A 15,747-nucleotide genomic window follows, 5' to 3' on the forward strand; every position below is an offset into this window, starting at 1 on the left:
TCTGTTGCTCATACAATCCGTCAGCAGAACTTTGAGCTGTCCGATATCCGCCTTGCTGAGTCCTCCAGTAGGGTTAGCAATGGTTCGCCTCCTTGGCAAAATGCGCCCAGGCTACGTGATAGTCAGCTTCGCGGTCAGCCAGCGTGAAAGGGGCGGTGTATTGGATGGTGCGGTGTATTGGGCCGCCGGGTTGGGTGTCGTCAAGGATAGGGCACTCGATGACGGTGCCGTCGGGGACTTGGGGTTGACCGTTTTTGGGTTTTACATCTTCCCAACCGAGACGACCGGTTTTGGTGCTGCCATCGGGCAGGCGCACGGTGCAGTTGGCGTCGCGCTTGCCGGCCTTGCGCTGCAGGCCCACGCCCGCAAGCCCAATGTTCACGGTGAAGATGATGCGCCCCTGAGCGTCGTACCATGTGTCACGCTCGTTCTGATGCATCACCGGGAACTGCACGCGGTAGATGGTGAGCAGTTCGTCAAGCGTGAGTCCGAGTGCCTGGGCAGCGAGCACGTCGATTTCCACCAGCGCCTGACGGCGAGCATAGTCGCTGCGCAGGGCACAGTTGCGCTGCCAGTCGGGGGTGAGCTGAGTGAAGAAGTCCTGCGTCAGGCGCGGGTCGTTACTGGCCCAACAATCCTGCTGAAAAGCGGGCTGCCAGCAGTCGCGCCAGAGGTCAGCGTAGTGAGTGGTGAGGCAGTTAAGTGTCAAGGTTCTCAACGCAGCAGCAGCCTGCATTTCCACCATAGGAAACTGCTCCCAGATAAAGTGCAGATTGCTTCGTCCGGTGGTTTTGATAAAGAAATCTGCGGTCAAAGACGACGAAAAGATCGCTTGATACAGCAGGTGCTCAACGCTTTTGAATACGGTGCTTTGCACGCCGTTAATATGCGCCTGTCCCGGTGCTGCAATTGAGCCAATCAAAGTACGCTCACCTGACTGGGACAGCATGCCGCGAAAAGCCATGCGATAATACCTTGTCGCCGCTCTCGCTTCGCGCTCGCCCTCTTCCACCCAGCTCACCCTTGGCACACGACGGGCGTACTCCTGTGCGTCGCAGGCTGGTAGGTAGTTAGTACGCGCCAGGTAGTCGTCAGGTAGTAATTCAAGGTCGAGCGGATCATAAGCACGTGGAGTTGTGCAAACCATACGAGGTGTCTTGTAGAACGGATTACCGACAAAGAAATGCGGGCCGGACAGCACAAACTCGGCGGGATCAGAGACAAAACCGTGTTCGCTGGTGTTACGGCGGCAGATGGTGCCGTCCTTTTGCGCGCCAGTTTCGTGCCACATTTCAAGGGTGCCATAATTACCCTGCAGATCTCCGAGTCTTCTTGGTACGCAGGCAAATTTTTCCAGCACTGCAACCAGCTCACGGCTATGTACCGCGGGCAAGCGGGCCTGCAATGCAGGAGTCCCAGGAATGTCATAGAGCTGAGCAAAGGTAGCCAGCAAGGCTTCATCCACTTCTATCACTCGACTGGCATGACCGGCCGTATTCCATCCACCTTCATTCCTTTTAATACCCGGAACGGAGCCACCGCCAGTATGTTCCAGGCTGGCCGCTACCGTCGCTGTCGCGAACAGGTTGGCCATTGTCCGGAAGCGAATCTCGTTCTGAACACTCCCATAAACGTTGATGGAATATCGGACCCAGATCATCACTTCCTGAAACAACAGATTCACATTGGTGAACTGGTAATGCGCCTTCAAGCGAGGATATAGGAATGCGCGCAGCTCTCCCGCCTTGGGGTCGTCATACACCCCCTCGGGGTGCAGTAGCGCCTGTACGCCACTACCGATCTGCCACACCAGCGGCAGAAAGCATTTGTACAGATTGTTCTGCTGACCCTTGAGTAGCGGATAGTTCTGTACGGCGTTGAGAAACTGCCCCATACCTTCTGTAGCCACGCACTCAGCCAGAAAATCAGCCTTTGCGTGCGGCAAGGCGGCAAACACCGCTTCACGCTGATCCGCAGTCTGCTTGGCGCTAAGCTTACGAATGGCAAAACGCGGATCAAAGTCCGAGAGCAGCGCCTGCTCGTTCCACTCCACCTTGATCCAAGGCGGGTTACCCAGCACTACATCAAAGCCGCCACGATCCTTGAAGACATCAGCAAACTCCAGCGCCCAATGCATAAAGTGCTGCTGGCCGGCCACTTGCTGCGCCACCTGCAGTTGAGGCAAGGCGTTGATCAGCGCGGCGATATCGACATAGCCGTAACGGTCACGCTCGGGAGCAAAGTCCAGCCCCTGCTGCGGGTGGGTTTCTGGGAATAGATCATCCGCCGACACACTGTTCAGGCTGGCATTGCCGAGCAGTACAGTTTCCAGCACAAACCACCAGTGTTCGCGGCTAGGCAACTCGCTGGCTTTATCCAGTGGCCAGAACCACAGGGCGCACCAGGCATCCATCACCAGTTTGAGGCGACGGTATGGGCTGGCATTTTTCTGCGCTTCGCTAAGCATTTCCCGCTGGTAGGCGGCATCTTTCTGCGCGGTGCTAGTCGGAGCGCGGTTCGCGGCCAGGTCGGGCCATACATGCAGCTCATCGCAAGTAGCGGCGCGCACACGGGCCAACTCCTGGGCGTGTTGCTGCCAGAGCTGCTCGGTGGCAACACTTAGCGCCTGTACCCGTTTGATTTCATCGCTACTCAGCGGCGCAGTAAAGGCGTTGCGCCATTGTTTGAATTGGTTAAAGGCCGCGGGCTTCAGTGCCTTTATCACCTTATCGCTGACCATACCCATGCCTTCAGCAGGTAGCAAAAAGTGGTATACATCGGTAGCGGCGGGCACTTGTGTGAGTGGCAAAGCACGCGGCGCGGCAGCGCGCCAGTCGCGTTCGGGCAGACCGTTTTCACCCCTGCCCGGGCTGAGCTGGGCGGTGCTAAACAGTTCGCGTCGCGCGCCCACCAGGGAGTTACCGTTGTACAGCTGCAAGCCAAACCACGGCACATGGCTGCCTTTGAAAATGGCGTTGAGCCACAAGGAGACTTCGGCTAGCTCCACCGCAATGGGGTTGAGGTCCACACCGAAGACATTGCTGTCGGCAATGAACATCTTCACCCGCTGTTTTTCTTCGGTGTACTGCTCGTGCGGGATAGTGCGGCCCAGCTCCTTCTGCTTGGCCTGCAGATAAGCTTCGGCTAATTGGCTGACGGCCTCGTTCAAGAACGCAGCGCTACCCATGGCCGGCTCGCACACGGTGAGCTTCAGAATTTCATCTGCCGACTTGCCGGGGACAATCTCCTTCAGCGCATGCTCGACCAGGCATTTGGTCAGCACTTCCGGGGTGTAATAGCTCGCCGATTTCTCGCGGGCACGACCGGCCAGGCGATAGATAAAACTGCCCTTAGGATGAATCTTCGTATTGCCACCAAACAAGCGTTCAGCGTCTGTATAGTGGCTGATGCTACTAGCAGGTACAAAATACGCCGCATCCAGCGGGTTGACCTCGGCATCTTTTTTCTTGTCGGCGGCGCTGGGGGTATCGAGGCCTTCCTCTCTGTCCGTATCACTCTCGCTCGAATCGTCTTCTTCGCTCTCGTCGCCCGTACTTGCCTTCTTACCCTTGGGGTCAGGGCGTACCTCGTAGAGATCTTCTTCGGCGAAAAAGCCACGGAAGGACAGCAGCGATTCGTACACCGCACCCAGCTGGTTGATACCGAGGGTGCCATAGCTGATACGCCCACGACGGCTCTTGCCACCGCCCCGGGACAATGACATTAGCTCGATCACTTTCTGCAGCACCGAGTTACGCAGCTTCACGCTACCAAGTAGCGGTGTGCGCGTAGGGTCAAACAGGTGTCCTTGTAGCGGCGCGATGGTGAAGCCGTTGTCGAGCAAGCTATCATGACTGCCACCCAAGTCGAGCTGACTCGCCCTGGCATCCCGGTGCGGATAGCCTTGCCAGATCAAGCCAAAGAGCTGCCTGAGGCTGTCGTGAAAATAGAAACCTTCCTGAGCTTCGCTGGTGGTCAGCGGGGTTTGTTCCAATTCGCGCAGGTGCTCGATGCTGTAGCCCTTGAGGTAGGCCTCGGCATCGATGGGCGCATACCCCAGCTCGGGCCGCGCCTCGATATAAAACATAAACAGCAGACGGTACATGTAGCGCAGGCTTTCACGACTGAGCTGGTCGGCTAGGTCGGTATCGTTACGCTCAAACACCTTCTCTTTGGCCACCGTGCGTTTGTACCATATAGCCTCATTGGCAATCAGCTCAATGCATTCACGTAGGGCGTATTTGAGATCAGTGGATACCTCAAAGGCATGCTTGTGCGAGCTGTCGTCCAGGCTGTCGAGCAGCGCCACGCCGCCTTCCACCGGAAGCACCGACTGGCTGCCCAGCAGCGCGGCCATAGCGCGGAATTGCTTGTCATCACGCGGGCCGAACAGTTCCGGCAGGTTGAAGCGCAGCAGTGCCTTGCGCCCCCATTTGCTGCGCTCGATCAGCAGCCACTCTTCATGGTGCAGCAGCAATACCCAGCGTGGCGGGTGGTCGTCGGCAAACAGGCGTTTGCTGAGGGTTTCCTCCCAATCGCTGTGGGCATATTTACCTTTGCCTTGTTCACTGGCCGCCGGCGCAAGCAATTGCAGTGGGCTGTTCTCGTCGTCTTCCGCATTGGCAATAGCTGCCGCAACAACCAACAGCGGCTGGTGCTTGGCATCGCGATATACTGCCAGCACCGGCAATTCGCCTTCGGCCAACGTAAGGTTCTGAGGCACTAGCTCGTAACCTAGGGCAGCGAGCAGAGGCTGCACTAAGTGAATAAACAGGCTGGCGCGCTCGCTAGTTTTGCGCTCATTCAGAAAGCGCTCGCGGGCACGGAAGTAACCATTAGCGCCCGCAGCAGTGCGCAGACGAGCGACGGGGCTTTGCGCGCCCTGCTCTTTCCATTGGTCAAACAGCGGCTTGAGGTCTTTTTCGAGGATCTCGTCCAGGTAGTGCTGGCTGTAGAACTCGTTGGCATTGGTGAGGCCGGTGATGGCAAAACTCATGCTGTATTCCTTCCTTAAGCCATCAGTGCGGCGACAACGGTGAACTGAGCGCGGTCATCCAGTTGCAGGGTGTCGCGAATCCATTGTTGGTAGTTGCTGAACAGGTCTGCGGTGGCGCTTTCTTTCTGCTTACGTTTGGCTGCGATGACCTGTTCTATACCCTTGGCGAAATCGATTTCCAGCTGTTCGTTGTGTTTGAGCTGCAGGGTTTGCAGTTTGGCCAACTCGCGCTCCAGACGTTGGCGGCAGTTGGCATCGAAGGCCTGCTTGATCGGTTTGATGTGTTTTTCAGCTGCCTGAATAACCGCCGGTAGTGCACTTTGCAGGGCACGGCTGTCGGGCGCCTGACCATCGTTGGCCTGGGCTTTCGCGGTGCTGGTGAGTCCTGTGCGCTGTAGTGTTTCCGCCAGGCTGAGTACGCCTACCACCTGCCCAGCAGCATCGAGCTGTACACCGAGCCACTCGGCTAGCACGGCTTGACCCCGGCGATTGGGCACCTGGGCGAGCACCAGCACGATGGCTTCGCCTGCGGTCAGCCCCTTCGCAACGCGCAGCAGCGGCGCACGCTGGCGACGAAACAGTGCCATAAGTTTGTAGTCGAGCCACTGGGCAATTGGGTTGAGCGCCCAGAGGTAGTGCAGCTGCGGCCAGGCATTGGTGTCGCGCGCCTGTTTGATGGCCTCTTCAACCACAGCCTTATCGGCGCTCAAGGCAAAGGTATTATCGTTCGGCCACATTTCGCTGGCCAGATCACGCTTGAGCACCTGGGCAAGGTCGCGACTGGGCTGGAAGCTCAGCGTGCGGCTGGCATCATCCGTTTTGATTGCAGCATGTTCGCGCGGCGACTGTTGCGCCAGCCAGCGCAAGGCATCGCGAAGGTAAATGTAGCTGTCGTTAAACAGACTGGTGAGTTCAGCAGTGGGCACCATGAGCACTGCTGTGCTGGCGGGCGCAACGCTATCAGTGCCGGGTACGTTCGCGCCCCACAGGGCTTCGAAAGGGTCGATATCATCCCCAGCCAGTAGCGCGGCGAATTCCTCGACAGTGCGGTTGCCTTCAATGGCCTTGGCCACTTCGAAGGCTTCCAGCTCCTCGTCATACAGCCCCATAAAGGCTGATGGATCGCCGATATTCTTCGCCGCCTGCACGTCCTTAGCAATCAGGATTTCCAGGTAGCGCAAGTCACCGCGAATTCTCTCGTGGCGAGGTTCTGTCAGCAGGTAGCCGATTTTCGGGGCATGCAGTTGACCATATCGATCCACACGACCATTGCGCTGCTGGAACACCATCAGTGACCAGGAAATATCGAAGTGGATCAGCCGATGAGCTTGGTAGTGCAGGTTAAGACCTTCGGAGGCCACATCCGAGGCAATCAGCAGGCGCAGGGGCGAATGGGTTTTGCCGAAATCTTCGACCGCCTGCTGGATGTCCTGGTCAGGCAATTGGCCGTGCAGGATGGCTACGGCGTTGTCTTTTAACCCCAAGGCCTTGGGCAGCTCTAGCTGGAGGAATTTCAGTGTTTCCACTCGCTCGGTGAAGATCACCAGGCGGTCACTTGGATCTTTGCCATCCCAACGCCAGTGCTGACCTTGTTTGAGCTGGCTGATGAGGTGCTGGAATTTGCTGAATTTGTCGGCACTGATGGCCTGCACCAGAACTTGAAGATCACGCAGCCCCTCAAGATCAGGATGGCGTGCGTCTTTTACCTCGAGCTTTCGGATGCGCTCTTTCAGCGTTTGTAGGCAGGCTGCCGGGGAAGAGAACAGCGCCTTTTCCAGCACGGTGCGGAACAACATGGCACCGTCGCGCGCACCGGTCCCGTCGCTATTAAGTTTGAGCTCGGCTAGGGCATCGAAGGCGAGGTTTTCCGCCGGGCTTGCGGCGCAGGCCAAACGAAACACTTCTCGCTCTGGGAACTCCTGCGTCATCTGCTCGCGCACGTCTTTCTTGAAACGGCGAACAAAGAGGTGATCAACATCCTCACGGGTGTAGTCGGCCCCTGCTGGTAGCACCGTGGGGTCGAGCATGCGCACGAGGCTGGCGAAGCTGTCTTTTTTGCCGTTGTGCGGCGTGGCGGTGAGCAAGATCAGTGCATCGGAGCGTTGCGAGAGTAACTCAGCCAAGCGATTACTTTGGGTACGATTGCCCTTGTAGGAAACGTTGTGGGCTTCGTCGATGATGATCAGATCCCACCAGGCGCTTTCCAGGTAGTGCCGGTACTCGCTGTCGCGCTTCAAGGTATCGACCGAGATTATGGTGCGGTCGAAGTAGTTGAAGGGATTGTGATTGGCTGGGATATCGCGACGAATGCGCTGAATACCGGATGAGTCCAGGCGGGTGAGCGGGATGGTAAAGCGGTTCCAGAACTCCTGCTGAAACTGGCGCATCATACTTTTGGTAGTAACAACCAAAATGCGGCGAGCTTTACCTCTGCGCATCAACTCGGCGGTAAGGATGCCGGCCTCAAGGGTTTTACCAAGGCCTACTGTATCCGCAATGAGCAAGCGCGGGCGCAGCTGCTGCAAGACTTGATGAGCAGGCTGCAACTGAAACGGCAACGCATCCATGACCCCATGCTGACCAATCACTACCGACTCGCTTTGCAGCGCCGACTGACGCAGACGCGCCTCGATAAACAGCCGCGAAGCAATAAATGTGGGCGACTCGTCGTAGACCAGCTCAGTCTTTGCTGGGTCAATTAGGGTGACGCCTTCGAGTTCAGTGAGGAAAAGCGCATGACGGTTGCGCACGGTTTCCGACACGCCTATGCAGGAGAGCTGCCAGCCACCAAGATTGCATTGGTCGGCGCTCTGGATAATCCATTCTTCATCGCGGATCAGTGCACGGGCACCGGGGGCTGGGGCTTGGGTCAGTTGCATTGGTGCAATCCTTGTCAGGACATGAGGTACACAGAAAACTGCAAGAAAATTCAATCGCCTAATTAACCCAGACAGATCGGCACTCTGCTGATCAATTCATCTCCGCTCAGTCGCGGCATGAGCCGTTGCATTCTCAGCAGCGATAACGTCCGTCGAGGACGCCACCACGTCTATCTGGCGGGTGGCACTTTACCAGCTTTGCGCTTTTTGGAACGGACGGGGTGAGTCCAGCAGTGCAAAATCAACGTTTCAAAATCAGGTAAGACACTCGCCCCATTTTCGGGACGGTTACCTGAGGGCATGAGGACATTCGGGCATGCGAAAGACGTAGAGAAGGTCATGGTAGAAAACCACCAGTGCACATGCTTGATACCTCGACCGACCCAATTATCCGATGTGGTAGCACTGGTCCAGCTGACACTACCTCGACCATTAGGCGAGTGACCGCTGGGCTGATCAAGGGATGGAATTTACCACTGGCTCAAAGTCGCAGCGAGTAAGAGGCTCTATTCAAGGGCTCCAAGCTGAACCCTCCTAGGACGAATACGCCGGAAGGCTGCATAACCAATACAGCGAGCACTAAGGCAAATGCATGCTGGTGAGCTCCCGAGCGCCATCGGGTACCACGGGTTGATAACGGTTTATGGCTTTTTTCTGCCTGTCGCCACCGGCAGCTATGGGCTGTCACTGTCAATCATGTTTACGAAGCGTGCTGGTCAGATCGAGTGCAAACGGGTGGTCAGGTGGAGCGCGGTATTCCTATTGGTATTCCAACTAAAAATCAAAATAGCTCTTTAAACTATAAATCAATAAATTACCAAATCGATTCAAATTACCCCGGCCCACCAATTCATCATCTAAAGACATCCACAGACGTCTTTTTTCACCTTAAACCCAACAAAATCAAATCCCTATAGGCCATCAGTACCCCTAGACATCCGCCCACCCCACATTACCGGGTACTCCAAATGGTACCAGTGGTCATTTTTGGAACACCAATTAACGCCATGGAACACCTCATGTGCGCCCAAGCCCCCGCCTCTCTGACCGCCAGCTCAAAGCGGTGAAACCGAAAGACACGGACTATCTCTGCGCCAAGACGCAGCGCGCGGGTGATTTGGCGACCATTAGCCCAGGGCCAGAATCTTCCATTTTTAAACTCATGCACCGGTTTTCGGGGCAGTTGGGTCAAGATTATTCAGAGACTTCAAAAACGGCCTTCTGTTTCAACATGGCCAACAACCTTTCAGCGGCAACTGACAGTTGCCGACCCGATCGGACCATCAGGTGTGCCTCGGCACTTTCGAATACTTCGCTGCGGGTCCTGAGCGCTACAAGCGTACCTTCCGCGATTTCATTGGCTACCGCGTGCGAGGACAGGAAGGTCACCCCGAGATGGGCTTTTACATAGCTCTTGAGGGTGGCGATTGAGTTGGTGACCAGATTGGATTCGAATTGAATGCGATCGTGGAATTGCGCCAGCTTAACCAGATTGCTTAAGCCAAAGCCGTTGGACATCAAGCCCACCGGATAGGGGCAAACATCACTCAATGCCAGTGGCTGCGGCTTCTCGGTAAGGGGATGGCCGGGCCAGGTGATGACGCACATTGGCTGTTTGCGCAACATCACCGTACGCACGGCGGGATCGATAGGCGGACGGTATGCCAAGCCGATGTGAGCCTGATCACTTGCCAGCATCCGCACTGTGTCGACGGCATTGGCGAACTCCAGCGTAACCACCAGCTTGGGGTGCTGCTGGCTGAAGTCCTGAAGCACCCAGCGGACTAATTCCTCGCGGAAACCCTCGCCCGCAACAATGTGAATCTCACCTCTCTCCAGACCCTTGAGTTCGGAAATCTGAGTCAGCAGCAATGCTTCGCTTGATCGCCGCTCACGACAATGGTTGATCACCAGTTTGGCAGCTTCCGTAGGGACGATCCCCCTGCCGTGGCGCTGTAGGAGTTGCACCCCCAACTCGCTTTCCAACTGGTGGATTTGCCGGCTGACAACTGAGGGCTCGATATTCAGACGATCCGCTGCGCCTCGGATCGAGCCGGCTTCTGCGACCTCTGAAAAATAGTGAAGTCGCCGTTCATTAAGGCCGATTTTTTGCAATTAGGGCTCTCCTGTCTGTTGACTTAAAGTCAACACTCGCAAGCGAAGATCGCTATTGTTTGAAGTTTCTGCGCTCCCCATACTTTCTGTCAATTGGGCGATGCCAAGCTCATTTAATCGACACAATAAAAAAAATGCGGAACTTGTGAGGACTTCACTATGGCTCAGGCCGCAATACTGATTACACCGACCTCCCCCGATGACCTCGCCCTACGCAAGATGTATCGCAAAATCAGTTGGCGCCTATTGCCCTTTCTGTTGTTGTGCTATGTCCTCGCCTATTTAGATCGGGTCAATATCAGTTACGCCAAGATTGCGATGCAGCAGGAATTCGGTCTGACCGATGCAGCTTATGGATTGGCGGCAGGGATTTTCTTTATCGGTTATGTAATGTTCGAAGTGCCGAGCAATCTCTGGCTGGCGCGGGTAGGAATACGTAAGACGCTCAGTCGCATCATGTTGTTGTGGGGGGTGGCTTCAACCTCGATGCTGTTTGTGCATGACAGCACTACCTTTTATGTCCTGCGGTTTTTTCTAGGGGTGTTTGAGGCTGGATTTGCTCCGGGCATGATCCTCTATCTGACCTTCTGGTTTTCAGGTAAGCGTCGCGCTCAAGTAATGGCGTGCGTCCTGTTGGCAGGGCCAGTCTCGAACGTCATCGGTGGACCATTGTCGACCTGGATTATGGGGACTTTCGCCGACATTCATGGTTTGGCGGGATGGCAGTGGATGTTCATCCTCGAAGGGGCGCCTTGCATTCTTTTGGGTATCGCGGCGTTCTTCTTTTTGAGTGACTCGCCGGAACAGGCCAAATGGCTGAGCCAAGAAGAAAAACGGCTGCTGGCGAATGATCTGGAGCAGGTGCAGGCGTCAAAACAACATACGTTCGCTGCAGCCTTGAAAGACTGGCGAATTTACCTGATGGCCCTCATTTACTTCTGTCTGATCTGCGGTCTGTATACCGTCAGTTTCTGGCTGCCGAGCATACTGCGGGACGCTGGCGTAAAGAATATTTTCGAAATCGGGCTCTATTCAATCATCCCTTACAGCGCCGCCATTTTCGCGATGCTGATCAATGCTCGGAGTTCCGACCGCCTGGGCGAGCGCCGCTGGCACGGCGCAGTACCCGCCTTTCTGGGCGCAATCGGCTTAGTGCTGACCGGTTTCAGTTCCGGCAACCTGACGTTGGCGCTGTGCAGTATTACCCTCGCAACGCTATCCACATACTCGGCCTATGCCGTGTTCTGGGCTGTGCCCTCCAGCTACCTCAAAGGTACTGCCGCCGCTGGAGGCATAGCCCTGATCAACAGCATCGGTGCCTTCGGTGGCTTTGTCAGTCCTTCCATCATCGGTGCTCTGAAGACCTTCACCGGCTCGTTCGCTGCGGGGATGGCCGTAATGGCCGTCCTTTTAGTGATCGGCGGTCTTTGTACGTTGACATTGCGTTTACCGGCCCAGGCTCAACCGTAGGAGCCGGGGATGCATCCCAACTGACGCCACTCCTGCACTCCATTATTCACCGCTAGGAACTTACTGTGATGAAGACTGAACCTCACTACTGCAAAGTCGATGATTTACGCCCTCAAGCTGAGGAACTGACACGTATTCGCCGCCATATTCACCAGCATCCGGAAATGGCCTACGAGGAGTTTCAAACCGCCAAACTCGTTGCAGAGCGCTTACGGGCCTGGGGGTTCAGCGTAACCGAAGGCGTTGGTGAGACCGGTGTGGTAGGCAGCCTGACGGTAGGCGCCGGCAAGAACATTGGCATACGAGCAGACATGGATGCTCTGCCGTTGACCGAGCAGACCGGCTTGCCTTACGCCAGTGTCCATCAGGGAAAAATGCATGCCTGCGGCCACGACGGCCATACCACCATGCTGCTTGGGGCCGCTGAATATCTGGCGCGCACACGAAACTTCCGCGGAACGGTGCACCTCTATTTTCAACCCGCAGAGGAGAAGGGCTTCGATAGCGGTGCGCAACGCATGGTAAATGATGGCTTGTTCGAACGCTTTCCCTGTGATGCCGTGTTCGGAATGCACAACCACCCCGGCGAGGCTCCGGGCACCTTCCTGTTTAGAAGCGGACCGTTCATGTCGGCGAGCGACAAGGTCGCGATTACCATTCATGGTCTCGGAGGCCATGCGGCTCGCCCACACCTTACGGTAGATCCGGTTGTGGTGGCGTCCAGCATCGTCATGTCGCTGCAGACCATTGTCGCGCGCAATATCAACCCTGTTGAACCCGCTGTAGTCACGGTCGGCCTGCTTCAGGCGGGGGTTGCTAACAATGTGATTTCCAGCAGCGCCTACCTTGAGCTGAGCATCCGCTCGTTCAGCAAGCGGGTCCGTAGCCAGTTGAAAGAGCGCATCGAAGCACTGGTCCACGCCCAAGCAAACAGCTATGGAGCAACGGCCACGATCGACTATATGGAAGGTTACCCGGTGATCGACAACGACCGAGCGCAAACCGAATTTGCTCTGCAAGTAGCACGGGAACTGGTGGGTGATGAGCATGTGATTGCCCATGCCGATCAGCTCATGTCCAGCGAGGACTTCGCTTACATGCTTGAGCAGCGGCCAGGTTGTTTTTTACGCCTGGGCAATGGCGTTGGCGAAGATGGTTGTATGGTTCATAACCCGGCCTACGATTTCAATGACAAAAACTTGCCAATCGGTGCTGCCTACTGGGCGCGCCTAGTGGAACGGTATCTAAACTAAAGCAAAAAACCAGACCCTCGTCTTGGGCGGTTCAGACTCGCCCAAGTCCGGTAAATCTATAGCAAGTCGCCGCTGCGGCTTAAATCACGTATTCATGCTGTTCACTCGTTGTAATGCGTTGGAAGCTTGAGCATGCAGCGCAATGCTGCCCACACATCAATGACCAGCGACCACTTGGCTGGACTGCCTGTCACCTTGCGCAAAGCCGTGGACCCGCGCTCTAGATGCAATGACCAGACTGAGGAGTAGCAGTATCAATAACACCCAGGGAAAGGAACCCACTCCCCACTGGCCAAGTAACACGCCACCCAAGAGTCCCCCGCCAGCGACAGCGCTGTTCCAGACGACAACGTTCATGGAGAGAGCAACATCGGCGCCCTTGCCTGCGGCGTCGGCAAGCGCGGTTTGTAGAAGCGTCGCGGCGCCACCAAAGGTCAGGCCCCAGATAAAAACACCTAGATAAATCGCCACGGCAGAGCCTGAAAACAAGCCGAAGAAAACCGAAACGGCTGCGAAGGTTGCGAGACTGGCCAACACTGTCTTGCGCAGATGCCGATCAACCAGCCGCCCCGTTATCCAGATGCCCGCCAAAGCGGCAACACCAAATACCAGCAGAACCAAACCAACCTCATCGGCCAACCCAGCCCTGGAAACAAACGGCGCGACGTAGGTATAAAGAATGTTGTGAGCCAGCATCCAGGTGAAGACGACCCCCAGCACCGAACGTACACCAGGTGTGAAAAAGACCTGACGCAACGCCATGCGCTGTGAGGAGGATTGGCCAGGGTAGTCCGGCACCTTGATCAGCACCCAGACAATCAACAGCAAGGTCATCCCGGACATCAATCCGAACGCCATGCGCCAGCCCATGAATCCCCCCAGCCAGGTTCCCAAAGGCACGCCCAGCGACAATGCGATGGGCGTTCCCACCATCGCTACTGCCAATGCGCGTCCCTGCAATTGTGGAGCAACCATCCGTCGCGCATAGCCCGCAATGAGACTCCAGGCCAGTCCCGCAGAAACGCCGGCAAAAAACCGCGCAATCAAAGTAAGCCAATAGTGGGAAGACAGCGCCGTGAGGGTATTGAATACCAGGAAGCCGACAACTGTTAGCAGCAACACCGTCCTGCGGCGCCAGCTTTGCGTGGCAATAGTCAGCGGAATTGCTGCCAGCAATGACCCCAAGGCATAAACGGTCACCATCTGCCCAGCCAAAGATGCCGAAATACCAAGCCCGCTGCTGATCTCGGGCAACAAACCCGCGGGCAATGTCTCAGTCACAATGCAAATGAAACCTGTCATCGCCAGTGCCAGTAATGCTCCAAGCGGAAGTTTCCCGCTCTGCGGCTCATCTGTAGTCATTCGATCACTCCCACTAATATACTGATCGGTATAAATATAGGGAGCGGCCGCAGGGTAGTCAATAACTTATGTATCGATTAGTATTTAAGTAACTCTGGAGGAGATCCGACATGGCACAGATGGGACGCCCGCGCACGTTTGACCGTGACCTGGCAATCACTCAGGCACTGCATTTATTTTGGGAGCATGGATACGATGCGACATCCCTGAGTCAGCTTAAGGCTAATATTGGTGGAGGCATCACCGCGCCGAGCTTTTACGCGGCGTTTGGCTCCAAGCAAGCCCTGTTCAACGAGGTAATGGAGCGCTACCTCACTACGCACGGTCGGGTCACCGACAGCCTGTTTGATACGACCCTGCCACCCAAGGAGGCGATTGAACTCACCCTTCGCCGGTCAGCGAAAATGCAATGTGAGCCCGATCATCCCAAGGGCTGTCTGGTGTCGTTGGGCCTGATGAGCGCTTGCTCGGACGAAAGCAAGGCCATTTCAGAACCTCTCGCACAGGCCAGGCGCTTAACCCGCGCAGGCATGGTTGCCTGTATCGAACGTGCTATCGCGGAGGGCGTGCTACCGGCGACCATTACCCCAGACACCCTCGCCGCGGTGTTCGACAGTTTCCTTCTGGGCTTGTCTACATTGGCGCGCGATGGTCTTCCACATGCCACGCTGGATGCCGCAGTGACTCAAGTGATGGGGATATGGGATAGCCTGTGTATTGTTCCCGACGGTCAATGAGCCAGACGTCTCAAACGTCAGGAACCTTCCACGTGGTGATGGGCAACTTCGCCTGCAACTGAACACTTAGGTTCTGCTGACCAGCTTCAATTCATAACCGCCTGCGCAACAGGTGTGGACGTGTCCAATTCCCATTACGTGCGGTCCCGTCACCAGCATGTCCTCCTGCGCGAGCCGCTCCAGCAATCGAACTCTCGTGTCGAGGGCCTGGACTGGGTCCATGTCAAAACCGATGCTCCAATGCGGATAGCGCAATTGCAAGAGTGTCGAATGTATGACATCTCCCCAGATCAACACACGCTGGCCACCGCTCTCAATCTGGATGCCACTGTGACCTGGCGTATGCCCGTGAAGTGGGATCAAGCTGACGCCAGGAATGACGTGTGCATCGGCAGGTAGTGCCTTGATACGTGGCGCATAGGCCGTCAATGCCGAGTTTGCCAATTTGAACAGGCCAGCCTGCGACATCTGAGGATGTTTTTCAGGAGCCGTCGGGTCGGTCCAGAACGCCAACTCCTCGTGCGAAAGAAAGAGCGTCGCGTTGGGATACAACGCACTACCGTCCTCTTTGATAAGACCGCCAACATGGTCCTCATGCATATGAGAAATAATAACGCCTTGAATCTGGTCAAGCGCATAGCCAGCAGACAGCAACGCCGCCGATGCTTTTCCGAAGCGAGGTCCCAACTCGCGACCACAACCGGCATCGATCAACCAAAGCTCGTCGTTTTTCTTCAAAAGGAATGCGTTGATCGGCTCAGGAACCGGCCCCGATGCGGGGAGACCTGCACTTTTGAATAATGCAGCCCCCTCTTCCGAGGCCGCGGCTTTAATCATGTCCGTACTGCATAGAAAAACTCCGTCCAGTAACGTGACTAGTGTGAATTCGCCGATAGTGTGCTCTTCAATCATTTCTTTATTCTCCAGATTGACCA

Annotated in this window: 8 protein-coding genes; 3 read left to right on the top strand and 5 right to left on the bottom strand. The window is 56.0% G+C overall.

Going from position 1 to position 15,747, the window contains the following annotated elements:
• Nucleotides 1-73 precede the first annotated feature (73 nt).
• The 3 genes from JN756_RS27695 to JN756_RS27705 all read right to left on the bottom strand — a co-directional run bounded on the left by JN756_RS27695 (nt 74) and on the right by JN756_RS27705 (nt 9,990).
• Nucleotides 74-4,996 (bottom strand): Eco57I restriction-modification methylase domain-containing protein, encoded by a 4,923-nt coding sequence (locus JN756_RS27695; RefSeq protein ID WP_201021553.1) that lies wholly within the window; start codon nt 4,994-4,996, stop codon nt 74-76.
• A gap of 14 nt (nt 4,997-5,010) precedes the next feature.
• Entirely contained in the window at nt 5,011-7,875 is a 2,865-nt protein-coding gene (locus JN756_RS27700; protein ID WP_169850669.1) for a DEAD/DEAH box helicase, read from the bottom strand.
• 1,194 nt (nt 7,876-9,069) lie between these two features.
• On the bottom strand, nt 9,070-9,990 hold the full coding sequence (locus JN756_RS27705; RefSeq protein ID WP_201021554.1) for a LysR family transcriptional regulator: 921 nt from the start codon (nt 9,988-9,990) through the stop codon (nt 9,070-9,072).
• Nucleotides 9,991-10,149: 159 nt separating this feature from the next.
• Between JN756_RS27705 and JN756_RS27710 the strand changes: the two genes are divergently transcribed.
• Both JN756_RS27710 and JN756_RS27715 read left to right on the top strand, forming a co-directional pair.
• Nucleotides 10,150-11,460: an MFS transporter gene (locus JN756_RS27710; RefSeq protein ID WP_201021555.1), complete on the top strand. Its 1,311-nt coding sequence runs from the start codon at nt 10,150-10,152 to the stop codon at nt 11,458-11,460.
• 68 nt (nt 11,461-11,528) lie between these two features.
• Nucleotides 11,529-12,713 (top strand): M20 aminoacylase family protein, encoded by a 1,185-nt coding sequence (locus tag JN756_RS27715; RefSeq protein ID WP_108525469.1) that lies wholly within the window; start codon nt 11,529-11,531, stop codon nt 12,711-12,713.
• Nucleotides 12,714-12,869: 156 nt separating this feature from the next.
• Here JN756_RS27715 and JN756_RS27720 read toward each other — a convergent pair whose 3' ends face one another.
• A complete protein-coding gene (locus JN756_RS27720) occupies nt 12,870-14,075 on the bottom strand; it encodes an MFS transporter (protein ID WP_046382023.1) in 1,206 nt (401 codons plus the stop codon).
• Between the two features lie 110 nt (nt 14,076-14,185).
• Between JN756_RS27720 and JN756_RS27725 the strand changes: the two genes are divergently transcribed.
• Nucleotides 14,186-14,812 (top strand): TetR/AcrR family transcriptional regulator, encoded by a 627-nt coding sequence (locus JN756_RS27725; RefSeq protein ID WP_057005089.1) that lies wholly within the window; start codon nt 14,186-14,188, stop codon nt 14,810-14,812.
• Nucleotides 14,813-14,878: 66 nt separating this feature from the next.
• Here JN756_RS27725 and JN756_RS27730 read toward each other — a convergent pair whose 3' ends face one another.
• Nucleotides 14,879-15,724 carry an MBL fold metallo-hydrolase gene (locus JN756_RS27730; protein WP_201021556.1) on the bottom strand — a complete coding sequence of 282 codons (846 nt, stop codon included), beginning with the start codon at nt 15,722-15,724 and terminating at the stop codon, nt 14,879-14,881.
• Nucleotides 15,725-15,747: the final 23 nt, after the last annotated feature.

The sequence above is a fragment of the Pseudomonas sp. Y39-6 genome (assembly GCF_023651955.1).
Classification (GTDB): domain Bacteria; phylum Pseudomonadota; class Gammaproteobacteria; order Pseudomonadales; family Pseudomonadaceae; genus Aquipseudomonas; species Aquipseudomonas veronii.

Bases quoted from the DNA above. Each gene is read 5' to 3' on its own strand.
- JN756_RS27695 (WP_201021553.1), bottom strand. From the start codon at position 4,996: ATGAGTTTTGCCATCACCGGCCTCACCAATGCCAACGAGTTCTACAGC.
- JN756_RS27700 (WP_169850669.1), bottom strand. From the start codon at position 7,875: ATGCAACTGACCCAAGCCCCAGCCCCCGGTGCCCGTGCACTGATCCGC.
- JN756_RS27710 (WP_201021555.1), top strand. From the start codon at position 10,150: ATGGCTCAGGCCGCAATACTGATTACACCGACCTCCCCCGATGACCTC.
- JN756_RS27715 (WP_108525469.1), top strand. From the start codon at position 11,529: ATGAAGACTGAACCTCACTACTGCAAAGTCGATGATTTACGCCCTCAA.
- JN756_RS27720 (WP_046382023.1), bottom strand. From the start codon at position 14,075: ATGACTACAGATGAGCCGCAGAGCGGGAAACTTCCGCTTGGAGCATTA.
- JN756_RS27725 (WP_057005089.1), top strand. From the start codon at position 14,186: ATGGCACAGATGGGACGCCCGCGCACGTTTGACCGTGACCTGGCAATC.
- JN756_RS27730 (WP_201021556.1), bottom strand. From the start codon at position 15,724: ATGATTGAAGAGCACACTATCGGCGAATTCACACTAGTCACGTTACTG.